20 protein-coding genes are annotated in these 24,759 nt (G+C 61.9%); 13 read left to right on the forward strand and 7 right to left on the reverse strand.

Features of this window, described 5'->3' with window-relative positions; all coding sequences use genetic code 11:
- Window positions 1–99: 99 nt before the first annotated feature.
- The 6 genes from ACMFWR_RS23575 to ACMFWR_RS23600 all read left to right on the forward strand — a co-directional run bounded on the left by ACMFWR_RS23575 (window position 100) and on the right by ACMFWR_RS23600 (window position 7,872).
- Window positions 100–2,718: a DUF3141 domain-containing protein gene (locus tag ACMFWR_RS23575; protein ID WP_413197106.1), complete on the forward strand. Its 2,619-nt coding sequence runs from the start codon at window positions 100–102 to the stop codon at window positions 2,716–2,718.
- Complete coding sequence (locus ACMFWR_RS23580; RefSeq protein ID WP_413197107.1) at window positions 2,693–3,676, forward strand: phosphate acetyltransferase; 984 nt, start codon at window positions 2,693–2,695, stop codon at window positions 3,674–3,676. Before ACMFWR_RS23575 ends, ACMFWR_RS23580 begins: the two co-directional genes overlap by 26 nt.
- A gap of 98 nt (window positions 3,677–3,774) precedes the next feature.
- Window positions 3,775–4,953, forward strand: a complete 1,179-nt coding sequence (locus tag ACMFWR_RS23585) for an acetate/propionate family kinase (protein WP_413197108.1) — start codon at window positions 3,775–3,777, stop codon at window positions 4,951–4,953.
- Window positions 4,954–4,955: 2 nt separating this feature from the next.
- A complete protein-coding gene (fabI, locus tag ACMFWR_RS23590; RefSeq protein WP_413197109.1) occupies window positions 4,956–5,735 on the forward strand; it encodes an enoyl-ACP reductase FabI in 780 nt (259 codons plus the stop codon).
- A 139-nt stretch (window positions 5,736–5,874) separates the two neighbouring features.
- Window positions 5,875–6,180: an RNA-binding protein gene (locus tag ACMFWR_RS23595; RefSeq protein ID WP_413197110.1), complete on the forward strand. Its 306-nt coding sequence runs from the start codon at window positions 5,875–5,877 to the stop codon at window positions 6,178–6,180.
- 132 nt (window positions 6,181–6,312) lie between these two features.
- Window positions 6,313–7,872, forward strand: coding sequence for a methyl-accepting chemotaxis protein (locus ACMFWR_RS23600; RefSeq protein WP_413197111.1), 1,560 nt, complete (start codon window positions 6,313–6,315; stop codon window positions 7,870–7,872).
- Window positions 7,873–7,875: 3 nt separating this feature from the next.
- Here the strand turns inward: ACMFWR_RS23600 and ACMFWR_RS23605 are convergent, their stop codons facing one another.
- The 5 genes from ACMFWR_RS23605 to ACMFWR_RS23625 form a co-directional block, all read right to left on the reverse strand.
- A complete protein-coding gene (locus tag ACMFWR_RS23605) occupies window positions 7,876–8,580 on the reverse strand; it encodes a LysE family translocator (protein WP_413197112.1) in 705 nt (234 codons plus the stop codon).
- A 174-nt stretch (window positions 8,581–8,754) separates the two neighbouring features.
- Window positions 8,755–10,941 (reverse strand): prolyl oligopeptidase family serine peptidase, encoded by a 2,187-nt coding sequence (locus ACMFWR_RS23610; RefSeq protein ID WP_413197113.1) that lies wholly within the window; start codon window positions 10,939–10,941, stop codon window positions 8,755–8,757.
- A gap of 275 nt (window positions 10,942–11,216) precedes the next feature.
- Entirely contained in the window at window positions 11,217–12,326 is a 1,110-nt protein-coding gene (locus tag ACMFWR_RS23615; protein WP_413197114.1) for an FUSC family protein, read from the reverse strand.
- A gap of 44 nt (window positions 12,327–12,370) precedes the next feature.
- A complete protein-coding gene (locus ACMFWR_RS23620) occupies window positions 12,371–13,342 on the reverse strand; it encodes a LysR family transcriptional regulator (protein WP_413197115.1) in 972 nt (323 codons plus the stop codon).
- A gap of 11 nt (window positions 13,343–13,353) precedes the next feature.
- Window positions 13,354–13,611 carry a hypothetical protein gene (locus ACMFWR_RS23625; protein ID WP_413197116.1) on the reverse strand — a complete coding sequence of 86 codons (258 nt, stop codon included), beginning with the start codon at window positions 13,609–13,611 and terminating at the stop codon, window positions 13,354–13,356.
- A 132-nt stretch (window positions 13,612–13,743) separates the two neighbouring features.
- Here ACMFWR_RS23625 and ACMFWR_RS23630 point away from each other — a divergent pair, with 132 nt between their 5' ends.
- The 5 genes from ACMFWR_RS23630 to ACMFWR_RS23650 all read left to right on the forward strand — a co-directional run bounded on the left by ACMFWR_RS23630 (window position 13,744) and on the right by ACMFWR_RS23650 (window position 21,735).
- Window positions 13,744–15,111 (forward strand): CoA transferase, encoded by a 1,368-nt coding sequence (locus ACMFWR_RS23630; protein ID WP_413197333.1) that lies wholly within the window; start codon window positions 13,744–13,746, stop codon window positions 15,109–15,111.
- 217 nt (window positions 15,112–15,328) lie between these two features.
- Entirely contained in the window at window positions 15,329–16,786 is a 1,458-nt protein-coding gene (locus tag ACMFWR_RS23635) for a cytochrome-c peroxidase (protein WP_413197117.1), read from the forward strand.
- A gap of 171 nt (window positions 16,787–16,957) precedes the next feature.
- Window positions 16,958–18,478, forward strand: coding sequence for an esterase-like activity of phytase family protein (locus ACMFWR_RS23640; RefSeq protein WP_413197118.1), 1,521 nt, complete (start codon window positions 16,958–16,960; stop codon window positions 18,476–18,478).
- 706 nt (window positions 18,479–19,184) lie between these two features.
- Window positions 19,185–20,015 (forward strand): MipA/OmpV family protein, encoded by an 831-nt coding sequence (locus tag ACMFWR_RS23645; protein WP_413197119.1) that lies wholly within the window; start codon window positions 19,185–19,187, stop codon window positions 20,013–20,015.
- A 169-nt stretch (window positions 20,016–20,184) separates the two neighbouring features.
- Window positions 20,185–21,735 carry a GGDEF domain-containing protein gene (locus tag ACMFWR_RS23650; protein ID WP_413197120.1) on the forward strand — a complete coding sequence of 517 codons (1,551 nt, stop codon included), beginning with the start codon at window positions 20,185–20,187 and terminating at the stop codon, window positions 21,733–21,735.
- On the opposite strand, the gene ACMFWR_RS23655 is transcribed toward ACMFWR_RS23650, so the two are convergent.
- Window positions 21,693–22,046 carry a hypothetical protein gene (locus tag ACMFWR_RS23655; protein ID WP_413197121.1) on the reverse strand — a complete coding sequence of 118 codons (354 nt, stop codon included), beginning with the start codon at window positions 22,044–22,046 and terminating at the stop codon, window positions 21,693–21,695. The genes ACMFWR_RS23650 and ACMFWR_RS23655 overlap by 43 nt on opposite strands.
- Window positions 22,047–22,380: 334 nt before the next feature.
- Here ACMFWR_RS23655 and ACMFWR_RS23660 point away from each other — a divergent pair, with 334 nt between their 5' ends.
- Window positions 22,381–22,908 carry a hypothetical protein gene (locus ACMFWR_RS23660; protein ID WP_413197122.1) on the forward strand — a complete coding sequence of 176 codons (528 nt, stop codon included), beginning with the start codon at window positions 22,381–22,383 and terminating at the stop codon, window positions 22,906–22,908.
- Window positions 22,909–23,120: 212 nt separating this feature from the next.
- On the forward strand, window positions 23,121–23,657 hold the full coding sequence (locus tag ACMFWR_RS23665; protein ID WP_413197123.1) for a carboxymuconolactone decarboxylase family protein: 537 nt from the start codon (window positions 23,121–23,123) through the stop codon (window positions 23,655–23,657).
- 34 nt (window positions 23,658–23,691) lie between these two features.
- Here ACMFWR_RS23665 and ACMFWR_RS23670 read toward each other — a convergent pair whose 3' ends face one another.
- Window positions 23,692–24,723 (reverse strand): cupin domain-containing protein, encoded by a 1,032-nt coding sequence (locus ACMFWR_RS23670; protein WP_413197124.1) that lies wholly within the window; start codon window positions 24,721–24,723, stop codon window positions 23,692–23,694.
- Window positions 24,724–24,759 lie beyond the last annotated feature (36 nt).

Below are 24,759 nucleotides of genomic sequence, written 5' to 3' on the forward strand. Positions count from 1 at the left end.
CGTCTGCGAGTTTTGAATTTGCGCCTGACACATCGCGCTCGTACACTTAGTCTCGAATATGTCGCAACGCAGCAAAAACTTCATGGAGCGTACCCGCCTATGAACGCCTCTGCCCAATCCGGCGATGTCGACACCACCACGACGCTGACGCCGGGTCATATTGAATCGATCGATTCGCCCGCGGCCGTCGACTCGCCGCCCGCGTCGATGTTGCCCGCCTTCCCGCTTGCACCCTTCTTCGATTTCCCGTTGCAGTCGACGCTCGCCGCGGCGTTCGCTGCCCCGTTGCAAGAGTCGCTGCGATCGACTCTTGGGGCCGCGCTTTCGCCGAGCCTCGCTCCGACACTCCGCGCGACGCTGCAAACCACGTTGCAGCCCTGGTTTCCGGTCTCCTTCGCGGAAGCAGACGGCGAGCCCGCGACGCCCTCGCCGGCCACCTGGGTGCAAACGCCGTGGTCGGCAGCCGTGGCCTATGGCATCGACACATGGCAGCGCGCCGTGTTGTACGCCGACGTGATGCGCGAGCGCGGCAATCAGTACCGCACGCACCTCGCTGAACGCGCGCCGAATGTGCTCGATTTCAACGCGGAACTGGTCCTGGACGGCCGCACGCTGCCTCGGCCCGTCAACTACGGGCTGGTGCGCATCGTTGCGCCGACCGACCTGATGCCCGATCCCCCGCTTGAAAACGACCCGGGCCGCAAGCGTCCTTTCGTCGTGTTCGATCCGCGCGCCGGCCACGGACCCGGTATCGGCGGCTTCAAGCGCGATAGTGAAATCGGCGCCGCGCTGCGCGCCGGGCACCCATGCTATTTCGTCGGCTTTCTTCCCGACCCCGTGCCGGGCCAGACGGTCGAAGATGTCATGCGTGCCGAGGCGACCTTTATGGAAAAGGTCATCGAGCTGCATCCCGACAGTCCGGCCCGACCCGCCGTGATCGGCAATTGCCAGGCCGGCTGGCAAGTCATGATGACCGCCGCGATGCGCCCGGACCTCTTCGGGCCGATCATCATTGCGGGCGCCCCGCTGTCGTACTGGGCAGGCTGGCGCGGCAAGAATCCGATGCGCTATACCGGTGGTCTGCTCGGCGGCACATGGATGACGGCACTGACCGGCGACCTGGGCAATGGTCGTTTCGATGGCGCATGGCTCGTTCAGAACTTCGAGAACCTGAACCCCGCGAACACGCTCTGGGAGAAGCAGTACAACCTTTACGCGGACATCGACACCGAAGCACCCCGGTATCTGGGCTTCGAAAAATATTGGGGCGGCCACGTCTACCTGAACGCCGTCGAGATGCAATACATTGCCGACAATCTGTTCGTCGGCAACAAGCTGACGCGAAACCAGATCGTTCTATCCGATGGCACGCGCCTGGACCTGCGCGATATCCGCTCTCCGATCGTCGTGTTCTGCTCGTATGGCGACAACATCACGCCCCCGCCGCAGGCGCTCGGATGGATCACCGACCTCTATGAAGACGACGACGCGATCTTCGATCACGACCGCACGATCGTCTACGCGACACACGAGAACATCGGCCACCTCGGCATCTTTGTGTCGAGCAGCACGGGACGCAAGGAACATCGCGAATTCGTCAGCAATATCGATCTGATCGACCTGTTGCCGGCGGGGTTGTACGAAGCGCATATGGGCGCGAAAACCGAATCGACGTCGCATGTCGAACTCGTCGAAGGCGATCACGTGCTGTCGATTTCGCGGCGTCATCTCGACGACGTCCGCGCGATCGTGGCCCACGATGCCGAGAGCGACAAGCGCTTCGCCACGGCGGCCTTTGTGTCCGAGCGCAATCTGGGTCTGTATCAGGCGTTCGTACAGCCATGGGTCCGCTCCGCAGCTTCGCCGTGGTTTGCGCAGGTCTCGAGCGTGCTGCATCCGCTCAGACTTCCGTTCGAGTCGTGGTCGGATCTGAATCCCCTCGCGCGCAGCGTCGCGCTGCAGGCCAGTGCCGTGCGTGAACGGCGTATGCCTGCCGAACCTGGCAACCCGTTTCTCGCGATGCAGACGATCGTGTCGGACGCGATCGCCAGCACGTTCGACTATTACCGCGATGTGCGCGATGCCGGCTTCGAAGCCGCGTTCGAGTCGATATATAGCCAGCCATGGCTGCAAGCACTGGCAGGCGTGGGTTATTTCGCCGATGCGAGTGCGGGCGCCGATGGCATTCCCGGACTGCATGACTCGCCCGACGCCGCGCATCGGACTCATGAGGCGCATGACGCGATTCACGAGGCCTTGCGGGCCGGCATGACGAAGGGCGGGCTTGCCGAAGCCAGCGTGCGCGCGATCCTCTACATCCGTCGCGCGCATGGCGAGGCCGACGAGCGGCGCTTCAATCTGGCGCGCGAGTTACTAGGCAACGTTTCGGACCACGGCATCCTCGCGTACAAATCGATGGTGCGCGAGCAGGCCGCGTTACTCCGCTTCGATTCGGAGGCCGCGATCACTGCGTTGCCGAGCCTGCTCGCGAACGCCGTGCACAAGGACATACGCACGATGGCTCGCGATATTGACCGGCTCGGGACCACACTCGAACCGGATGATCAGGAACGAGCCGACCTCGCACGCGTGCTCGAGTTCTTCGAGTCGGCCGGCAAGGCCGGATCGAAGGGCGAGGCGTCCGAGACGCAATCATCCCGAGCCACATCCTCTCAACGAAGGCGACCGGACCATGGCGCACGCACGCGAAAAATATGAACGGCTCGTGGCCTATGCCGCGACGCTCCCTGCTACGCCGGTCGCCGTCGCGCACCCGTGTGACTACGAGTCTCTCGAGGCCGCGGTCGAAGCGGCCAAACTGAAGTTGATCGAGCCGATCCTCGTCGGGCCGCGTGACAAGATCCTCAAGGCCGCGCAAGACGGGGGCATCGAGCTCGGAGACTTGCCGATCGTCGACGCCCCGCACAGTCATGCAGCCGCAGCACTTGCCGTGCGCCTCGTGCACGAAGGCAAGGCCGAGGCCCTGATGAAAGGCTCGCTGCACACCGACGAGCTGATGGGCGAGGTCGTCGCACGCGAAGCCGGCCTGCGCACCGAGCGACGTATCAGCCACTGCTTCATCATGGATGTGCCCGGGCGCGCCGAGGCGTTGATCATCACCGACGCGGCGATCAATATCGCGCCGACACTCGACGACAAGCGCGACATCGTGCAAAACGCGATCGATCTCGCCCATGCGCTCGATTTTCCTTCCGTGCGTGTCGCCATCCTGTCGGCGATGGAGACCATCAACGCCAAGGTGCCATCAACGCTCGACGCGGCAGCGCTCTGCAAGATGGCCGATCGCGGTCAGATCGTCGGTGCCACGCTGGATGGCCCCCTCGCGCTCGACAACGCGATCAGCGAAGACGCCGCGCGAATCAAACACATTGTTTCCGACGTCGCAGGCCGTGCGAACGTGCTCGTCGTGCCCGATCTCGAGGCAGGTAACGTGCTTGCCAAAAGCCTGTCGTTTCTCGCGGGTGCCGATGCTGCGGGCATCGTGCTCGGCGCACGCGTGCCGATCATTTTGACGAGTCGCGCCGACTCGATCATCACGCGGCTCGCTTCTTGCGCAGTGGCAGCGTTGGTCGCACTGGCAAAACGCACACCTTCAGCCGCCATCGTCAAACCGGCAATGGCCACCGAGGCAGTCGCTCAGCCTGCGCCGATCTGAAGCGATCGAGTGAGCCCGATACGATGGTGCGTCGCAAACAACCGGAAAACCGAACCCGATCGCACAACGCCAACTTCCGATAAGCGCGATATGCACACATGGACGCCATACTTGTCATCAACGCTGGTTCGTCGAGCATCAAGTTTTCGGCCTTTTCAGTGGCCTCGCACAAGCTCGAACCGATCGCGAGCGGCAAGCTCGAAGAGATCTACGAGAACCCGCATTTCGTCGTCAAGCGTCACAACGGCGAAGTCATTGCCGACAAGCATTGGCCCTCCGGCGAAAAGCTCGGTCACGACAAGGCCATCGCATTTCTGCTCGACTGGCTGCGCAGCCACGGTGAGGGATCAACGCTGCTCGCCGTCGGACATCGGATCGTGCACGGTGGTGAGGCGTATGTCGCACCCGTACGTGTCGATGCGCATGTCATCGAACAACTCGAAGCACTGATTCCGCTGGCGCCGTTGCATCAGCCGCACAATATCGCGGCGATCAAGGCCATCGCGGCGCAAAACGCCGATCTGCCGCAGATCGCCTGTTTCGATACGGCATTCCACAGCTCGCAGCTTCCGGTCGTCACGCAATACGCGCTGCCGCCCGACATCACACAGCAAGGCGTGCGGCGCTATGGCTTCCATGGCCTCTCCTACGAATACATTGCACGCGTATTGCCCGACTACGACCACAAAGCAGCAACGGGCAGAACGGTAGCGCTGCATCTGGGTAACGGCGCGAGCATGACGGCGATGTTGAACGGCAAGAGCGTCGCGAGCACCATGGGGTTCACCGCCGTCGAAGGCATTCCGATGGGCACACGTTCTGGCAGTCTCGATCCGGGCGTCGTGCTGTGGATGCTCGATGAAGCGAAGATGGACAGCCGCGCGATTGCCGATCTGCTCTATAAGCGCTCGGGGTTGCTTGGCGTATCTGGCATTGCGAGCGATATGCGGACTTTGCTCGACAGCGACGCGGCTTCCGCGAGGGAGGCCGTCGAATTGTTTTGCTATCGGATATCGCGAGAGCTGGGGTCGCTGGCCGCCGCACTCGGCGGTCTCGACGCGATCGTATTTACCGCGGGCATTGGAGAAAATGCGCCGCCTGTGCGCGCACGTGTGTGCGAGCTGTCACGGTGGCTCGGGGTACGCATCGACGCCGACGCCAACCGGAGCAATGGACCGCGGATCAGCGGCCCCGATAGCAGCATCGACGTGTGGGTGATCCCGACCAATGAAGAGTTGATGATTGCGCAGCACACCCTGGATCGACTGGAGCGCTGAATATGGATACGCCAACGCCCCCGCTCGCGGGACGCAAGGCCCTGATCGTCGGCATTGCCAACGAGCATTCGATCGCCTACGGATGCGCATGCGCGTTTCGCGAGCTTGGCGCGGAACTCGCCATCACGTATCTCAACGATAAGGCCAAGGCCTACGTCGAACCGCTCGCGCAGGCGCTCGACGCACCGATACTCGTACCGTTGGATGTGTCAAAGCCCGGCGAACTCGAGGCGGTGTTCGACGTGGTTCGGTCCCACTGGGGACGGCTCGATACGGTGATCCACTCCATCGCGTTCGCCCCCAAGGAAGATCTGCAGGGTGGATTGCTCAACAGCTCGGCGGCAGGGTTTTCGATGGCGATGGACATCTCATGTCATTCGTTCATTCGCATGGCGCGCCTCGCGGCGCCCTTGATGGACGAAGGCGGGTCGATGTTTGCGATGAGCTATCTCGGCGCGACGCGCGTCGTGCCGAACTACGATCTGATGGGCCCGGTCAAGGCTGCGCTCGAAGCGACGTGCCGGTATCTCGCTCACGAACTCGGCCCGAAAGGCATCCGCGTACATCCGATTTCACCAGGGCCGCTCAAGACGCGTGCTGCATCGGGGCTCAAGGATTTCGACCTGTTGCTGAACGAAGCCGCCGCGCGTGCACCGATTGGCGAGATGGTCGACATCATGGATGTCGGATTTGCGTGCGCTTACCTCGCCACGCCCTACGCGCGGCGCATGACCGGCAATACCATCTATGTCGACGGCGGCCTGAGCATCATGAACGAGTAATTGCTGGCGCATCACGAACGAGTCAAATACGCAAGGGATCATCATCACACTCGAAGACGCCTGAGCGTCCGGTATTCAGCTCACCCGACATCGCCGCGCGTGGTTGCGACCGGTGTCACTACACAGGGAATCAAACATCATGAAACTCTGGATCGGCAATCTGACACACGGCGTCACAAAGCAATCCATTTCGGAACTCATTCAAAAATATACGGGCGCGCCCACAGAAAGCGTCCATATTCTTGACGAAGGCGAGCCGCACCCTGCCGCACTCGTCGAGATCAAGGACGCCAGCCTGCTGACACTCGAAATCATGCAGCAGCGGCTCAATGGCATGTTCTGGATGGAACACAGTCTGAATGTGCAGGTGTTGAGCTTCACGGATGAAAGTAATGAGGCCGATGAACGCAGGGAAGCGGAGCGACGTGGGCCCGCACCGGTTTGAAGAATTTCTGAAAAAGCAATCAGAAAAATCCAGAAGTTTTTTCAAGTTCATGACAGTTTGTGCCGATATCTCGTCAGATCGGGAGCCATGCGCGCTCCCTGCGGGCTGTAGACCGAGTATCTGAGGACAAACATGAAGGTGAGGAATTTCCCCGTCCGCGTGGGTATCGCGGCGGTGCTGGGCTTGTCTGCCCTGGTGACGCTGATTGTCGGACTGCTTGGCATCGTGTCGCTGCGTTCGAACAACGATCTCGCCAGCCAGCTTCAGGTTGACAACCAGTCGGTCGTCTACCTCAAGGATGTCTATATCAACAACCTGAAGGCACGCAGCGCGCTCGCGCGTGCCTATATCGCAATGGGCAACGACGGCAAAGCGAAGGATCGCGATGCCGCCTACGCGTCGGCTCAAGGTTTTTACGCTCAAGCCCAAAAATCATTTGCTGACTTTGATGCAGTACCGAAGCGCGATGGCTTCGGCAAGCATGCCGGCGAAGACGTCGCATCGACATTCCATGCCCACAGCGACGCACTGACGGCACTGTTCGATGCCATGAAGGCCGGCGACGCACAACGCTATGCCGACACGAACGAGCATCAGATGACCGACACCAGCCAGGCCTTCGGCAAGGCGGCTGAAGCGTTCTTCAAGGCGATGAACAAGGATAAGGCCGACATCGAAGCGCAACGCAGCACGCAATATTCGATGCTCCTCGGCGTGGTGGTCGGCGCGCTGGTCATCGCGATCGTGATTGTCGGCGTGTCGTACCGCATCGTCAGCAGCGCGGTCGTGCAGCCGCTCGACAACGCGATTTCGGAACTCACGCTGGTTGCACGCGGTGATCTGACAAGCCGGATCGCTTACGAATCGACCAACGAAATCGGCGACCTGTTCAACGCGATTCGTGCGATGCGTACGAGCCTTGCGGATATCGTTGCCGTCGTGCGTTCGGGGACGAACTCGATCGAAACGGGCGTTCACGAACTCGCCGGCGGTCACACGGATTTGTCGTCACGCACCGAAGAGCAAGCCGCATCGCTGCAAACCACGGCCTCGAGCATGGAAGAGCTCACCGCAGCGGTCAAACACAATACGGATAACGCCGTGCTGGCGAGCCGCCTCGCCGTGGAAGCCTCGGAAACGGCGGGACGCGGTGGCGATGCGGTGAGCGCCGTCGTCGCCACGATGAAGCAGATCGCGACAAGCTCGTCGCAAATGGTCGACATCATCGCGGTCATCGAAGGCATCGCCTTTCAGACGAATATTCTTGCGCTGAACGCGGCAGTCGAAGCTGCACGCGCCGGTGAAAGCGGCCGCGGCTTCGCGGTCGTTGCTTCGGAAGTGCGCACGCTCGCGCAACGCAGCGCGACGGCCGCGAAGGAAATCAAGGCGCTGATCGACGGTGCGGCAACGAATGTGGACGCGGGTAGCTCAGGCGCGCAGAGGGCCGGCGAAACGATGTCCGAGATCGTACGCGCGGTCAAACAGGTCACCGACATCATGGGCGAGATCGCTGCCGCAAGCGCACAGCAACGCAGCGGCATCGAGCAAGTCGGTCACAGCGTTCAGCAGATGGATGCGGTGACCCAGCAAAACGCGGCGCTCGTTGAACAGGCGGCTGCAGCTACTCATTCGCTTGAAGAGCAGGCCACGCGATTGAGCGAAGCCGTTTCCGTGTTCCGGGTCGCCGCCTGACAATCAGCGGTGTTGAGCCGCGACCTTGAGTCCGAGTGAAATAAAGATCGTTCCGATGATCTTGCCTTGCCAGCGGCTGAGCCACGACAGCCGCTTGACGATGCGTCCTAGCGGGCGGATCGACAGCACAAGCAACGTCGTATAAGCGGCGCTCATCGCGACGAACACCAGACCCAGCGTCAGAAACTGCGAGAGCGTCGAGCCCTGCTCCGGCCGCACGAACTGCGGCAAGAAGGCCAGGAAGAAGAGCGCGGTCTTCGGATTGAGGACTTCGGCGGGAATCGCCTGCAGGTAGGCTTTGAGCGGCGACACACCCGCCGGCTTGCCATTGAGTGCCACGCCTTGCGACAAGACTTCGGCCGATGCCGGGGTGCCCGACATGGCAGACGTTGCCGGCGATGACGTCGTTGCAGGCTTGGCCGGCTTCTCGAGAATCGCCCGAACGCCGAGATACACGAGATAGGCCGCGCCGACGTATTTGACAATCGAGAAGGCGAACGCGGAGGTCATCAGCACCGCGGACAGGCCGATCGCCGCGCACATCGTGTGGACGAAATCGCCGGTCGCCACCCCCAGTCCCGTCATGATCCCGGTCTTTCGACCGCCCTGAACGGTACGCGTTAACACGAGCAACACGGCCGGGCCGGGAATCAGAAACAACCCCAGCACGACGACAACAAACGTACCCAACGTCGAGAATTCCACCATGGCAGCCGCTCCAATCCCGGTATGACGGTGCGACGACATGTCGGCACACGTGCTCCGTTCGCAATGAATCCACGAACGGAGCACAACCGTCAACAGGGAATTTGAAGTTTCTTGGCGACGCTGCCGCGCAATGCCTGGACCCCGGCCAATGGCCGAGATCCGGGACCCTGGCGCCTAGTGTTTCGGCTGGAACGCCGGCTCACCCATCTGCCAGAGCGCAAACGCCCACTCGTCCGCGAGCTGATTCGAGCGTTGCGAGACGCTCGAACCCATGCCGTGCCCTGCGTCGTAATCGATACGCAGCAGCACCGGACGTCCGCTGTCCGACGCGGCTTGCACGCGCGCGGCCATCTTCATCATGTGCCAGGGCGCCACACGCGGGTCGTTCGCGCCGGTCGTGAACATGATGGCCGGATACGGCGTGGCATCGTGCACGTGGTCATACCCGCTCATCGCATAGAGGCCATGAAAACCATCCTCGGTCGACGTCGAGCCGAACTCCGGCACGTTCGGCGGACCGTTGGGTTCCGTTTCCGCGCGCAGCGTATCCGACATGCCGACATCGTCGAGCACCACACGGAACAGGCCCGGATTCAAGGTGATGGCCCCGCCCATTACGATGCCGCCCGCGCTCGCGCTATTGGCTGCGAGCAATTTCGACTGCGTGTAGTGCTCGTCGATCAGGTATTGCGCCGACGCCATGAAGTCGAGAATCGTATTGGTCTTCGTAAGCTTCTGACCCGCACGATGCCACGCATCGCCGTATTCACCGCCGCCGCGCATATGCGACACGGCGACGATACCGCCCTGATCGATCCACGCTTGCCACGCCGGACGATAGAACGCATCCATCGACAAGCCATAGCTACCGTAGCCGAACACGATCGTCGGGTGCGAGCCGTCGCGCTTGATGCCCTTCTTAGCGATGATCGACACCGGAACGAGTGTGCCGTCATAGCTCGTCGCAAATTCCTCATGCGATTCGATATCGCTCGACTCGGTCTTCGCCGGCGGATTCATCCCCGTATCGACGGCCTTGCCACTCGCCGGGTCGAATGCGATTTCACGCGGCGACTTGACCCAGCTTTGCAGACCGAACAGTGCGCCCGGCAGTTGCCGATCCGTTGTCACGTGCGAAATCGCACCGTCAAACGGCAATTCGACATTCGTATCGGTCTTGCCGTCGAACGACACACGGTGCAATTCGAAGCGTGCACCTGCGCGCTCGCTCACATAAAGTGCATCGCTCGCGATCGAGAACGTATCGATCACGTTCTTGCCTTCGGGCACGATGACATTGGCATGCGCAAGATCCGGATGCACGGCCGACGTGGCAACGACCTTGAATCGCGACGCGCCCTTCTCCGACTGAATGTAGAGTCGATCGCCATGTGCCTGCACGTCCGTGATGCCGTCTTCGGGATCGGCCAGCTTCTGCCACGGCGTCGAGGCGCCGTGTATCTGATCGACCGGCACGACGTAGAAGCTGTTCGGCGACTCATCCATATTGCGGTTCGCCACCGCGATCGCATACGGCGAGTCGGGCGACAACAGCACATACGTGCCCTGGCCTTCAGGCACATCGAGATTGGCCGACACGCCGCGACCAAAGACGGCTTCGTCGCCTTCACCATCCGTGTGTTGCCCCAGCACGTGGAGCAGCGTCACCGCGTTGTATTCGGTCTGACTCGGCGGCGTATCGGGCCCCGTCTTCGGGTAGCGCAGATAGAAGAACGACTGATTGTCCTTGCGCCACGACACGATGCTGTCGCTCGCGCGGTCGATCGACTCGGCCAGTTCGCTCCCGGTCTTCAGATCGACCACATGCAGCACGCTCTTTTCGGAACCGCCTTCCGACACGCCATAGGCGACATAGCGCCCGTCCCACGACGGCGAGAACCAGTCGAGAGCGAAGTGGTGTGCGCTGTCCTTGGCCAGCTTGGCCGGGTCGACAAGGATATGTTCCTCGCCTTGAAGGCCGTCGCGATACGCGAGCTTCGGCAGGTTGGCGCCTGAAGTCAGAACTTCGTAAAACACACGATCACCGCGACGCGCGAATTCAAAGCGGCGATCGTCGCTGCTCGAGAGTGCCTGGATGCGCTGCGCGAGCGCAGCGCGGCCCGGTATGGCATCGAGCACCTTGCGCGAATACGAAGCCTGCCCCTTCATCCAGGTCTGCACGCCCGGATCCGTCAGGTTCTCCATGTAGCGATAGTTATCGACGACCTTGACGCCGAAATACGTATCGGTCACGGGACGGACCGGAGCGACAGGCGGCCCCTCCGCCGACCATGTCGTTTGAGCTGCGCACAGGAGTGTCGTCGCAAGCGCGACGGCCAGCACCGCCTTAGTCTGTTTCATGGGATCGCTTATTGTCGTGAGGCTGTTGTGAGGCGCTACAAAATGCATATTCCGTACTGGATTTATGCGGGTTTCGTGATCGCCTCACCGTATTGCGCGATCATTCGGCTTCGCCGGTCAGGCGATCCCGGATTATTGAATCGACACAAAGATTGGTCAATCGGATTGGTCGATTGCAAAGGTCATTGCATGGGGTGATTGCATGGGGTGATTGCATGGGTCGGTCGCATGGATCGATCTGATGGAGCGATCTCAGGCCCGATCACGTGGGTCGATCACACGCGTCCACCGGCCGTCGGCGATTTGTGCAGCCGTGCGACGATGATGTTGAGCAACGCCTCAATCGCATAGAACACCGCGACGCCGATCAACACGCCTTCAAGCCGCGTGAAACCTGATTCAAAGCTTGCTGAAGGCTTCGATGTCTGCGCACAGACGACGAGAAACGTAATCTCGGCCTGCAAGCCGAGATAAGCGCAATCGGCCGGCCCGCGATTGAGCACGGAAAGGCACCACGCAACCGCGACCATGACCGCCCAATACGTGACCGTTGCGGCCACGCCCGCATGTTCGAATCCGAGGCCCAGTGCGACCGCGAGGCCAGCCACGGCGCCGAGAGCCGCGCCGAGCAAACGCTGTGCGGCCTTGCGCTCGACCTTCTCGAGGGGCCCGGTCAGCGCAAGTGCACACACGGAGATCACACTTTGCGCCCCGCCCGGTAACTCGAACACCCGGCACAGCAGGAACGTCACGCACGCAGCAAACGCGGGCGAGCACGCATTGCGAAATCGCTCGATGTTCGTGATCGTCGCGGGCGATCCCGATGCTGCAGATCCTGCTGAAGCGGCAGGTGCTGCTGCCGCGGCCACCGTCGGAGCGCCCAGCACCGACACGGCAGCCAGCTGAAACAAGGCCATCGTGACGACGCCAATCGTCACTTCGGCCGGACGAAACACCGCAATCACGTGCGCGTGCTCGGGCGCAACGGCGCCGCCTGTCAGCACCATCGCGCTCGTGATCGAGCCGATGCGCCACGCATAGGGCCACGACGCGACCTGCGTCATCCACAAGCCGACGAACACGACCACGAACGTGGCAGCGCAAAACAGAACCAGCGAGCCCCCGACGAGCTTCACCAGCGCAAGCCCGATCGCTGCGCCAACGTACGTCCCTGCGAGTCGATGGCCGCATTTGAGCAGCATGCTCCGGCGATCGGGCAAGGCAACGACCATCGCGGTGATACCCGCCCAATACGGACCGTCGAGCCCCGACAGGTCGGCGATCCACACCGAACACGCAATGCCGGCGGCCATCCAGAACGTATGTGCGAACTGTGCGCGATCGAGCGCGGCAATCGCTGCGCCGATCGCCACACGGATACGCATCAGTGAATCGACTGCCCTCGCTGCGAACATGCGGCCCCCGTTGGTCACGCGCCCGGATGCGAGTTGCCGTAGTCGCTCTTCGCCGAGGCCGCCGCAAGGGCCGCCTCGGTTTCGGCGAACACATCAGGCAAGGTGTCCTTGAGAAAATCGATCCAGGTGCGGATCTTCGCGTCGAGATACTGTTTGGACGCATAGAGCGCGTGGACAGTCAGCTCCTGCGACCGGTATGGCGCGAACAGGCGCACGATCTCGCCCGTCTGCAGAAACGGCAACGCCGATGAAATCGGCAGCACGCCGATCCCCATGCCGGCGCGGATCGCATTGGCCATCGCCTCGGCGACGTTGACCGTGAATCGCGACGCACCGAGATGCACGGTCTCTTCGATCTTGTCGCCATCGGTAAAGACCCAGCGATCGGGTGGCCAGACCGGCGTCACGATCTGCAGACAGGTGTGATGCTCGAGATCGCTCAGCCGCTGCGGCAAGCCGTGTTTCTTCAGGTACGAAGGCGCTGCGCACGCAATGCTGTAGAGACTGCCGAGACGCTGAGCGACAAAGCCCGAGTCCTCGAGCGCAATCGATGCCACGATCGATACGTCGAAGCCCTCTTCGAGCAGATCCGGGATGCGCTGCGCCAGCGTCAGATCGACCTGCACGGAGGGATAGCGCGCCTGATATCGCTCGATCATCGGCACGACGTAGTGAATGCCGAAACCCGCCATCGAATGCACGCGCAGGCGTCCGGTCGGTGTCGCGTGCGCATCACTCGCTTCCGACTCTGCGGAATCGACGTCATTGAGGATCTGGATGCAGCGTGCAAGGTAGCGTTCGCCCGCGTCGGTCAGTGCAATACGACGCGTCGTTCGGTTCAGCAAGCGCGTGCGCAGATGCGCTTCAAGCTCGGAGATCGCGCGCGACGCATGTGCGGTCGTCACGTCCATCTGGATCGCCGCAGCCGTGAAACCGCCCGCTTCGACGACGCGCGCGAAGATCCGCATATTGTGCAGAGTGTCCATGTCCGCCTCGCTCAGACGCGCCGTTCGGCCGGGATCGTCGCCCCGGTCAGGGCCTGAGCAAACGACCGCGACACCCATGCGCTTCCAGAGCCTCCTGCGATGGCGAAGACCATGCCGCTGAGTTCGTATTCGTTCATGTTCTTGTGAGCTCCAGAGGACACCGTTTTGTCGATACGATACGCTCCGATCGCATCGATGACATATTGATTCAAAGAATCAACATTGACACGCCAGGTCGTGAGCCTATTCTTGTGGTCGCCCCAAGTCATCCGAGGTCGATCATGCCGCACGACGAAACCCTGCTCCAAGGCAAGCCCGTACAGGCTTCCAAGGGCAACGAAGCCCCTTTTGAACATTACCTCGATGCGTTCTGGCGCGCGACCGGCGGTGACGCTTCGCATATGAATCGCTTATCTGTAACCGGAGAAGGCGCACTTCCTTCAGTCTTTCCGGTAACAGACTTTGCTGTCGCAGCGATGGGGGCGGCCAGTCTGGCCATTGCCGAACTGGTCTCAGTCGAGACGGGGCGAGTGCCGGCCGTTGAAGTCGACCGCAGGCTTGCCTCGCTCTGGTTCGGCGTCTCGTTGCAGGCACAAGGCTGGTCCGTGCCGCCGCTGTGGGACACGGTCGCAGGCGACTATCGGGCGGCTGACGGGTGGATACGCCTGCATACGAATGCCCCACATCACCGCGCGGCCGCCCTCGCCGTGCTGGGTGTGACCGCCGAGCGCGATGCCGTTGCACACGCAGTGGCGCAGTGGAAAGCGAACGAACTCGAAGCGGCGGTCGTCGCACGCGGAGGCTGTGCGGCCGCGATGCGTTCGATCGAGCAGTGGCATGCGCACCCTCAAGGTGAAGCGGTCGCGCTTGAGCCCGTACTCGCGCGCGAGCATCGCCCGCACGTCGACCCCGTGCTTCTGCCCCATGCAACCCGCGCGCGGCCGCTTGCGGGCGTGCGCGTGCTCGATCTCACGCGGATTCTCGCGGGGCCGGTCGCCACCCGCTTTCTCGCCGGCTTTGGCGCCGATGTGCTGCGCATCGATCCGCCCGGCTGGGACGAGGCCAGCACGATCCCTGACGTCGTGCTCGGCAAGCGCTGTGCACGACTCGACCTCAAGTCGGCCGACGGTCTCGGCAGGCTCGAGCAGTTGCTCCGTAGCGCCGACGTGTTCGTTCACGGGTACCGGCCCGATGCGCTCGAACGCCTCGGCTTCGGCGAAGCGCGCCGCCGTGAATTGAATCCGTCGATCGTGGATGTCTCGCTCGACGCGTATGGATGGAGCGGGCCATGGCATGCACGCCGCGGCTTCGACAGCCTGATCCAGATGAGTACCGGCATTGCCGATGCGGGCATGCGGGCGACGCGCGTCGACAAACCCGTGCCGCTTCCGTTGCAGGCGATCGATCATGCGACCGGATATCTGATGGCGGCGGCAGCCATCCGCGGCCTGACCGAGCGTCTTACCGCGGGCCGGCCGACGACCGCGCGCGCGTCACTCGCGCGGACCGCGCGTCTGCTTGTCGACTACCCGCCGAACTTCGATGCGGCGGCCAACGGCGCACAAGCCAGCCTCGACGGATCCGCATCGGCCAACACGGATCACGCGGTGATTCGGTCGGCCGACGCCACCGACTTAGATCCCGACGTCGAGCACACCTCCTGGGGGCCTGCCCTGCGATTGCGGCCCGCGGTGTCAATCGACGCCACGCCGATGCATTGGCCGCTTCCGGCGCGCAAGCTCGGCTCCGACGCGCCGGAGTGGCGCTAGACGTGCCATTTACATTTCCTTACACAATGCCTGACGCCAGAAAATCAGGCGATTTCCGTGCTCTGCCGCGCCGGACCTCGATCGTGCTATCCCGTGCAACGGATAGCACGCTAAGGAATGCCAATTTTGAAAGCTTCTGGTAAATCATTGACTCGGAACGTTCACACTTCGCTGCTGCAATTCGCGTTCACGGCATGCCAACAATTCGACCGCGAACATGAGCCTCTCACCGAACGCTGCTCTGCCTCCGCATCGCCCGACCAAGAACGATAACGATCTCGACCCCGAGCGCCGGCGTCGCGCGTTGCGACAGATGCTCGTCTGGGGTGCAGCGGGCATCCTGTTCGTGCTGCTGGTGCTCGCCGCGTACGCATTGCGATACCCGGAGCGGATGCCCATCAGCATCGGCCTGCTCGTCGAAGACCTCACGGGCGCGAATCCCCGCCCGGTCCACTTCGATCGGCCACCGGTCGCGCCGCTTAGCGCGCTGGCCGAACTCGGCAAGCAAGTGTTCTTCGACACATCGCTCTCCGCGTCCGGTCAGCAATCGTGCGCCACGTGCCACAGCCCGGCGCATTCGTATGGTCCCCCGAATAACCTGTCGGTCCAGCTCGGCGGGCCGCACATGAAGGACGAGGGCTATCGGCCGCCGCCCTCGCTGACCTATCTGTATCGGCAGACCGCGTTCAGCATCGGCCCGGATCTCAACGACAACGACGCCGCACCTAACCTCGACCAGGAAGCCGCGGCCGCGCAGGGCGTGCCGCGCCAGCAGAAGACAGCCGGTTCGGCGACCGCCGCACCCAATATCGTGCCGCAAGGCGGATTGTTCTGGGACGGTCGCGCGGACACGCTCCAGGCGCAGGCCTTCGGCCCGATGCTGAGCCCCGTCGAAATGGCCAATACGAGCGAGGAAGACGTCGCGAACAAGCTCGCTCATTCGAAATACGCCGACACGTTCAAACAGCTCTTTGGCGACAACGTGTTCGACCGGCCCAAGCTGCTGATCGCCGAGGCCATGTCGGCCGTAAGCCGGTATCAGATCGAAGACCCGTCGTTTCATGCGTTCACGAGCAAGTACGACTACTGGCTCGAAGGCCGCGCGCGGATGACGCAGGCCGAACTCCACGGCATGAAACTGTTCAACGATCCCGACAAGGCGAATTGCGCAGGCTGCCATTTGAGCCAGGTCACGCCTGACGGTTTACCGCCGGTCTTCACCGATACGCAATACGAAGCGCTCGGCGTGCCGCGCAATGCGCATCTCGCGCAGAACAAGGATCCGAAGTTCTTCGATATGGGCGTGTGCGGACCGTTCCGCACGGACGTCGCCAAGCAGACGCAGTTTTGCGGCATGTTCCTGACGCCGACGCTGCGCAACACGGCCGACCGCGGGGTCTATTTCCACAACGGCGTGTATCACACGCTCAGGCAGGTCATGGACTTCTACAACCTGCGCAATACGTCGCCCGAAAAGATCTATCCGCGCGATGCGAACGGCAAGGTCGAGAAATACGACGATCTGCCCGCGCAATATCAAGCCAATATCGATGTCGCCGATGCGCCGTTCGATCGCAAGTTCGGCGAGAAGCCTGCGATGACCGACGCGGAGATCGACGACATCATCGCGTTCTTGAAAACGCTCAACGACGGGTACAAGGTCGAAGCGAACTAGCATCGGAAAGTCTGTGCGCTGTGCCACATCAGGACTGGAAAGCAATCTGTCATGTGCATGAAATACCAATGACAGACGATTGCCGGGCAATTGAAAGCAGATGCCAAAGTTGAAACAGAGGCAGATGCGCAGAGCCGGTCCATAAGTCTGAACAAGCACAGGAGATTGACCATGCTGCAATTTCGTCGCGTTGGCCTGAGCGCCATCGCAATGCTCGTCCTTGCTTCATCCGCACACGCCGGTGTCGACCTGATCGCCACGGGACAACTCAGCGGCACCATCGCTGATCGCTCGCGCGAAACCGCCGGCACGCTCGAAAACGGCGTCGCAGGCAATCTGTTCGGCGGCATCGGTTCCGGCATGACTTACGCCGGCTGCGAAACCTTCCTCGCGGTCCCGGACCGCGGCCCGAACGCCGTGCCGTTCAATTCGGCAATCGACGATACGGCCTCCTATATCAATCGATTCCAGACGCTGCGTCTGCACCTGAGCACGGCCCCCAAGCACGCTGCACTGCCCTTTACGCTGACGCCGGAACTGCGCGCCACGACGCTGCTCCACACGTCCGACCCGCTCGTCTACGGTTCGGGCGCCGCGTTTGGCGTGCCGAGCGGCGAGCCTGCGCTGAACCGTAAGAACCACACGCACTATTTCACGGGCCGCTCGGACAATTTCGACCCGGCCAAGCTCTCGACGAACCCGCTTGACGCGCGTCTCGATCCGGAAAGCATTCGCGTCGCGAACGATGGCGACAGCGTCTACATCTCGGACGAGTACGGCCCCTATATCTATCGCTTCGACCGTGACACGGGTCGCCGCATTCAGGTGATCAAGGTGCCCGATTCGTTTGCCGTCTCGCTGCTGAGCCCCGTCGGCAATACGGAAATTGCACAGAACACGTCGGGACGCGTCGCGAACAAGGGCATGGAAGGCCTCGCGATCACGCCGGATGGCAAGACGCTGTACGGCGGCATGCAAAGCCCGCTGCTTCAGGACGGCGGCACGAACGGCGGCTATACGCGCATCCTGCGTGTGGACCTGCGCACCGGCAAGACGCAGCAGTTCGCCTACCCGCTGACGAACATCGGCACGACGGCGAAGCCGAAGTACCCGACGATCAGCGAAATCACCGCCGTCAACGATCACGAACTGCTTGTGGACGAGCGCGACGGCAACGGCCTTGGCGACGACTCGACGGCGTCGTTCAAGAAGGTGTTCCATATCGACCTCGCGAACGCGCAGGACGTGAGTCAGGCAGTCGGCCAGGCCGGGCTCGCACCGTACGCAGTGCAGAAGACGCTGTTCCTCGACATCGTCGCGGTGCTGACCGCGCACGGCTTCACGACCGACAATATCCCGGCGAAGCTCGAGAGCCTGGCGTTCGGTTATGACGTCAAGATCGACGGCAAGAAGAAGCACACGCTGTTTATCGCGAACGATAACGACTTCCTGGGCACGATCACCGACACGCACCATCCGAGCGGCACGGCCAATCCGAACCAGTTCTTTGTGTTTGCATTCGACGCTTCGGATCTGCCGGGCTTCGTTCCGCAGCAACTGCGCGCGAACGACGGCCGCGAGCATGACGACCACGGCAATGCGGTGTGCGGCCGCGGCTGGGATGACGACGATCATGACAACGGCCATGACGGCGACCACGGACATGATCACGACCACGGCCGCAACGACTGAGTACGGCTACGCGGCTACGCCAAGGCTATACCCGGCCCGGGTCTGATTAACCGCTGAGCTTTATCGTTGCCTGACACTGGCGCCCTCTTCGGGCGCCAGTGTCGTTTCGGACACCCGCACTGGCCCACGGAACTCCGCGCTCCCACACTGTGTTCGCGCACCCCGTCGTGTGCACGTCGCCGCAAATTCAGTAATGATGACGTCACGACGGTGGTATGGCGAACGGATCACCCGCCCGATTCGGGCGTACACCCTGACTGAACGCGCGCGCGGATTTTTATTTGCCGCGCTGCCGATGACGTAGCAAGCAGCTGCCCGGGAACGGGGATTGCTAACGAACCTGACAATTCGCAAGTCGACAAACGACCGGTATCGGCGATCCGCACACATCACCGACCGGAAACAAACGACTGGCGGTCAGCGCAGATAGCGTCGATCGTAGACAATCCAATTGCTTGCGCACTATGAGTCGGGTGGTTCAGGGCATCGTTGTCACGCACTGCCGTTTCAGCGGGCCCATCGATAAGGCTCGCGCGTGGGTGGATTTGAGCAATCGGCGTTACTTGCTTGTCCAATCGCGATCGCGAGCGGTCCGGGGGTTGCATCGCTGACCCGCACTCCGGGCCTGTGTCGTGATCGAAACGGGGGATTATCAGTGTCACCGTCTCGCCTTCACCGCAAGTCCACGCTGCACGGTTCTGGTCGCGTGCCGATCACGCTTGCCTGCGTCCTGGCCGCATTTGGCCTGAGCACTGCGCACGCGCAAACGCCCTCTCCGCTCGGTGAATGGCAGTACTCCGCCGGTATTCCCCTTGAAAAAATGTATCGCGGCAGCGAAGCCGACTGGCAGATTCGTGTCGGGATCGGCGCGACGTTCGAGCCGCGCTACACAGGCGCCGACGTGTATCACACGCTCGTTGGCCCGAGTCTCGACATCCGTTACAAGGACCTCGCGTTTTTCTCGACCGGCGAAGGGCTCGGCGTCAACGTATTCCAGGGCCAGAACTGGCGCGTGAGCATCGCGGCGGTCTACGATCTCGGGCGCCGTGCTCACGACGACCCGCCCAATCTCGCTGGCCTCGGCAATATCAATCCAGCGCCGGAAATGAAGGTCGCCGCGGAATATGTCGTGTCCAAGGATTTCCCGCTGGTGTTCCGTGCCGCGGTCACGCGCAGCTTCGGCGGAGCCAACGGCTACATCGCGGATATCGGCGCGTATATGCCGATGCCCGCCAGCTCCGAGCGCTTTTATTGGTTCGCCGGTCCCTCAGTGAGTTTTGCGGATTCGAACTATATGCAAAGCTGGTTCGGGGTTAACGCGGATCAGGCCGCCAACTCCCAATACCGCCGGTACGACGCCCATGCCGGCATCGTGTCCGCGGGTTTCGGCGTGACGTTCATCTGGTTTATTACCAAAAACTGGTTCGTCACCGCCGACGGCGCGCTCAAGCGCATGCTCGGCAGCGCGGCCGAGAGCCCGATCACGCAATCGAAGACCAATGGCGTGACCGACGTCTCGATCAATTATTCGTTCTAGCGCATAGCGGGTATCACGCCCGCACCCCACGACGGGTATTCAAGTTTTCGCGCATACCGCCGTAAGACTGGGTATGCACCGCGTTTGTGCAAACAAGCATTTGAATACCTGTCGTCATTCGATGGCATTCATTAAGCCGACTGGTCGTCAGGATCGAATCGTGGGTCGTATGCCGAAACTCACTCTTGTTACGCTCGTGGCGATTGTGACGATCGCCGCGCACGCGGTCTGCGTGTCAGCGTTTCCGCACGCGGCGACGCCGTTGAGTTACGTCTTTCTCGTACTCGCCCCTGCGCTTGCGTGCGCTACGTGCACCATGCGCGCGCGCACCGAAACACCGGGCTCGCGTGCACCGTGGATGCTGCTGGCCCTGGGCCTGTTGCTCTGGACCTGCGGCATGGTGCTGAGCGCGTGGGAAGAGATGTATCAACAACTCCCGCCCAGCGTCGCGTGGTTTTCCGACTTTCTGTACTTCCTCTACGGCGTGCCGCTGCTGCTTGCTGCATCCTCAGTGGCGGCCGAGCACCGCATTCCGATGTTTGTCTGGATGGACGGCATCCAGGCCGTGATGACCGGGTATCTCACGTATATCGCCATTTTCTCGGTGTATCCGTTTTCCGGCACGGCGTTGGCGCCGGTACCGGAATCGACACTCGTGCTCACGTACAACATCGAGAATCTCGTGCTCGCGGGAGCCGCGACGTTACGTTTGATCGCGCAACCGCGCGGCAAGGACCGCCGCTTCTACGAGATTCTCTGCGGATTCCTGTGGGTCTACGGATTCAGCGCGTATGTGTACAACGACTGGGCGGTGTCCCACGACGGGCACGCCGTGATGGATATCGTCGTCGACGTGCCCTTCCTGCTGCTCGCAAGCTTCGCATCGAATGTCACGGCCGCGCATGACGATGGCGGCACGACGCCCGCCAAAGAACAATTGGCACGCGTTGTCGAAAACGGCAGCCCGGTGTTCTACACGGTCGCGCTGCTCGTGCTCAGCGTCTCGCTGATGCGCGAACACTTCACCGCGGGCACCGTTGGCGTGTTTACCGCGCTCGTGGTCTACGCGATGCGCACGACGACACTGCAGAGCCGCTTGTTCCGCACGCAGCGCGAACTGCGTGATGCGCGCGACCGGCTCGAAACCATGGCGCTCACCGATGCGCTGACTGGCACCGCCAATCGCCGCTATTTCGATCAGACGCTGATGGTCGAGTGGGTACGCGCAACGCGCCATCGCCACGTCCTTGCGTTGCTGCTCATCGACATCGACTTCTTCAAGCACCTCAACGACCGGCATGGACATCTCGCCGGCGATCGGTGCCTCGTGCTGATCGCACATGCGCTGCAGTCGGCGATCCCCACGGGAAGCGCGCTGCTCGCTCGTTATGGCGGCGAAGAATTTGCCGCGGTGCTGCCGGCGACGGACATCGAACACGCGCATGCGATTGCACTCGGCATGCAAACCGCCGTCGCCGGGCTCGCGATCGCCAACGACACGCCGGTCGCGCGCGTCGTCACGGTCAGTATCGGTATCGCCGTGTTCGACTCGACGGATCTTTGCACAGCACACGAACTGATCGATGCAGCGGACCGTGCGCTGTATCGAGCCAAAGAGCATGGACGCAATCGCATCGAGTCGATCGGTCAGATCGAGTTCATGTCCGACAAGAAGGGTCACGCCTTGTCTTCGTCGGGCACGAAGATCATGACGATATAGAAGACGGTCGATACGACGATCACGCCGATACCCGCAAAGACCTTGGTCCGGTTGAATTCAAACCCGCCATCAATGGCAATCGCGATGCCCGCGACAGCCGACAAGGTACCGACGACAGCGAGACCGATGTGAAAGCGGCTGAGCAGGGCAACCCGGCGCTTGCGACGCGACGGCTGCGCCTCGCTGGATGTATCTGAATCGTTCGCCTTGCTGGAAATGTCCGGTGCGCCCGACACGATCGCCCTTTTCCGCTCGTCCGATAAGGACGGATCCGATGGTGCACCCGATGTGTTCGCGATGTGAGGATCCATGTGTCGTCCCATTTCGTTGACACCTCGTTGATACCTCGATAACACCTGCAACGACGAGTTCGACGGCGTGCACCCGCAGCCAGTCACCGACGAATCTGCGAATCCCCACTGTTTCCCAGCTCACTGTCCGCGCACAAGCCCCCTCGTTGTCGAACGATTAACGCGCAGGGCATTGGTTCGCTAAGCAATGTCACCGCGACGCCGTCGCACACGCATCATGCTGACTGGCGCACATGCTATGTTGGTTGTGCAGGGATGCACGCGTGCGGCCACGCTCCGGCACATGGCGAGTGCGTCCCGTGCGGGCATGCGTCATTCATCGCGGGAGGCGACCATGAGCAAATTCACGGCGACGATCAAGCATGAGTTTCTCGAGATGCTTCCACCCACCATTTTCTTCTTTGTGATTCTGCATATCGTTGCGTTGATCCGGTCGTTGATGACGCTCGATACCGGGATCTCGCTGCCGACCTCAGCGTCCGTCACGTTGGCCGCGCTGATACTGGGCAAGTCCGTCTTGCTCGCGAACATGCTTCCGTTTATCAATCGCTTCCCCGAAAAGCCGCTCGTCTGGAACGTCTCGTGGAAGACGCTGATCTACACGCTCGTCGCACTGGTCGTGCATTACCTCGAGCATCTGTACGACTACTGGAAAGAGACACACGCGTTCGCCGCGGCGAATCACAAGCTGCTGCTCGAAATGAACTGGCCGCATTTCTGGGCGATTCAGATTCTGCTGTTCACCTTGATCGCGAACTACTGCGTGCTGGCCGAAATCTCGCGTATCGTCGGGCGTGAGCGGTTCCTCGCCATGTTTTTTGGCCCGGTACATCGCGAGCGGGTCGAACCTGCGAGTCATTAGCGCAAAGACCACGGCCATTCAGGTCATGGGTCATCCTTCGCCGGGTCGGTCGGCAGGTCGCGTGCCGTGGGACGCGACTTACAGGGCACAAACCGATGTGATACTAATCAGTCTATTTTGGAGAATTTAAAGACTTATAAGACTCATCGCGCAAACATAAAGTGGAGGCTCCTTAACGCGCTTCACCCACTTGAACCTCAAGGAGCCACACCATGAGCCGCATCACCGTCCCTCCCGTTGCACAAGCCACCGGCGCCACCGCAGAAGTCTATGCGCAGATCAAGAAGGCCGCAGGCAGCGTGCCGAACCTGTTCGTCGCAATCGGTGCGCTTGCGCCCGAATCGCTGAAGGCGGTATTGAATGCCGAAGGCGTGCTTGCTGCCAGCACGTTGTCGAAGCAGGACGTCGAAACCGTGAAGCTGCTGGTGAGCACACTGACCGGCTGTGACTATTGCGAAGCCGCGCACACGGTGCTCGGCAAGATGACGGGCCTTTCGCCCGAAACGCTGCGTCAGATCCGCAAGGGCGAGCCGACCGGCGATGCGAAGCGCGATGCCTTGATCGCGTTTGTTCGCACGATCCAGCAGACCAGCGGCACGATCAGCAACGAGGCCTTTGCGGCAATTCGCGCAGTGGGTTACTCCGAAGCACAGCTCGTGGATATCTCCCTCGCCGTCGCGTTGACGATCTTCACGAACACGTTCAATCGCATCAACGACACCGACCTCGACTTCCCGCCGGTCAAGTAACTGTCATCGGCACGCGCACAGATGCGCGACGTGGCTACGCCGCGTCGCGTCCGGCACGGCGCCATTCACCGGGCGTAACACCGACGCGCTGCGCAAACGCGCGTCGGAACGCCGCCAGCGACTGATACCCCACCTTCTCGGCAACCGCTTCCGTCGACGCCGACGGATTGCGCAGTTCGTTCGCCGCCAGCGTCATTCGAATATCGGTCAGCAGATCGCTCGCCGAGCGCCCCACGTGGTCCTGGAATTGCCGCACCAGCGTCGCGCGCGACATATGGCAGAGCACCGCGAGCTCGGGCAACGTCCACGGATGGGCTGGATCGTTGAACATCGCCGTCAAGGCCGGTGCAAGACGTGGGTGACCGGCCCCCGCAAGGAGCCCCATGGGCGCCGTCTCCGATTCACTTGCCTTGCGCAGGGTCAGCGCAAAGAGCGCGGCGGAAAATGCGTTGAGCATGGCATGGGCGCCCAGATGCGCTCCCATCGATTCCCGTCGCATCATGTCGACAAGCATGGTGAGCTGCGTCGTCGTGTCGGTCGCGTACGGTGTATCCGTCGGCGACGCGGCCGACGCGGATACGTCCGAAGACGAAGATGCCGATGATGTCGACGATGCAGAAGACGACGAGCCGCGCTTCGCGGCCGTTCGCACCACCAATGTGTTGGGGAAATAGTCACGCATGAGCCGGTCGTGCGGCGGCGACAGCACAAAGCGGCCACACAGCATGTCGAGCCGTTCGCCCTTGCCCGAATTCTCGCTGAGTTCGAAATTCAGGCTCTCGCTCACGCGCGCGCGTGCAGGCCGCGCACCCGTGCCGTCATGGAGCACATGGGCCGATCCGTGCGCCATCAACACGATATCGCCGGCTCCGAGATGAATCTTTTTGCGATTATCCTCAGTCTCGAGCACCGCCTTGCCGGACAACACGACGTGATACGGCATCTCGCCCGGCGTCGAACGTTCGTAGGCAACCTGCCACGGCGCGCCATAGGCACAGCGGATTTCGAGCTGACCGCTCACTGGCATCATGACGAGCAAGCGGCTCAGCCAATCGAGGGAAGGCATGAAGAGTCCTTATGACCGTTTGAAAACTGCGTCCAG

It is taken from the genome of Pararobbsia alpina (genome assembly GCF_965118125.1).
In the GTDB taxonomy this organism is placed as follows: Bacteria; Pseudomonadota; Gammaproteobacteria; order Burkholderiales; family Burkholderiaceae; genus Pararobbsia; species Pararobbsia alpina_A.

Excerpts from the sequence above, each read along its gene's own strand:
- ACMFWR_RS23575 (WP_413197106.1), top strand. The coding sequence starts at position 100 with ATGAACGCCTCTGCCCAATCCGGCGATGTCGACACCACCACGACGCTG.
- ACMFWR_RS23580 (WP_413197107.1), top strand. The coding sequence starts at position 2,693 with ATGGCGCACGCACGCGAAAAATATGAACGGCTCGTGGCCTATGCCGCG.
- ACMFWR_RS23585 (WP_413197108.1), top strand. The coding sequence starts at position 3,775 with ATGGACGCCATACTTGTCATCAACGCTGGTTCGTCGAGCATCAAGTTT.
- fabI (WP_413197109.1), top strand. The coding sequence starts at position 4,956 with ATGGATACGCCAACGCCCCCGCTCGCGGGACGCAAGGCCCTGATCGTC.
- ACMFWR_RS23595 (WP_413197110.1), top strand. The coding sequence starts at position 5,875 with ATGAAACTCTGGATCGGCAATCTGACACACGGCGTCACAAAGCAATCC.
- ACMFWR_RS23600 (WP_413197111.1), top strand. The coding sequence starts at position 6,313 with ATGAAGGTGAGGAATTTCCCCGTCCGCGTGGGTATCGCGGCGGTGCTG.
- ACMFWR_RS23605 (WP_413197112.1), bottom strand. The coding sequence starts at position 8,580 with ATGGTGGAATTCTCGACGTTGGGTACGTTTGTTGTCGTCGTGCTGGGG.
- ACMFWR_RS23610 (WP_413197113.1), bottom strand. The coding sequence starts at position 10,941 with ATGAAACAGACTAAGGCGGTGCTGGCCGTCGCGCTTGCGACGACACTC.
- ACMFWR_RS23615 (WP_413197114.1), bottom strand. The coding sequence starts at position 12,326 with ATGCGTATCCGTGTGGCGATCGGCGCAGCGATTGCCGCGCTCGATCGC.
- ACMFWR_RS23620 (WP_413197115.1), bottom strand. The coding sequence starts at position 13,342 with ATGGACACTCTGCACAATATGCGGATCTTCGCGCGCGTCGTCGAAGCG.
- ACMFWR_RS23625 (WP_413197116.1), bottom strand. The coding sequence starts at position 13,611 with ATGACTTGGGGCGACCACAAGAATAGGCTCACGACCTGGCGTGTCAAT.
- ACMFWR_RS23630 (WP_413197333.1), top strand. The coding sequence starts at position 13,744 with ATGAATCGCTTATCTGTAACCGGAGAAGGCGCACTTCCTTCAGTCTTT.
- ACMFWR_RS23635 (WP_413197117.1), top strand. The coding sequence starts at position 15,329 with ATGAGCCTCTCACCGAACGCTGCTCTGCCTCCGCATCGCCCGACCAAG.
- ACMFWR_RS23640 (WP_413197118.1), top strand. The coding sequence starts at position 16,958 with ATGCTGCAATTTCGTCGCGTTGGCCTGAGCGCCATCGCAATGCTCGTC.
- ACMFWR_RS23650 (WP_413197120.1), top strand. The coding sequence starts at position 20,185 with ATGCCGAAACTCACTCTTGTTACGCTCGTGGCGATTGTGACGATCGCC.
- ACMFWR_RS23655 (WP_413197121.1), bottom strand. The coding sequence starts at position 22,046 with ATGGATCCTCACATCGCGAACACATCGGGTGCACCATCGGATCCGTCC.
- ACMFWR_RS23660 (WP_413197122.1), top strand. The coding sequence starts at position 22,381 with ATGAGCAAATTCACGGCGACGATCAAGCATGAGTTTCTCGAGATGCTT.
- ACMFWR_RS23665 (WP_413197123.1), top strand. The coding sequence starts at position 23,121 with ATGAGCCGCATCACCGTCCCTCCCGTTGCACAAGCCACCGGCGCCACC.
- ACMFWR_RS23670 (WP_413197124.1), bottom strand. The coding sequence starts at position 24,723 with ATGCCTTCCCTCGATTGGCTGAGCCGCTTGCTCGTCATGATGCCAGTG.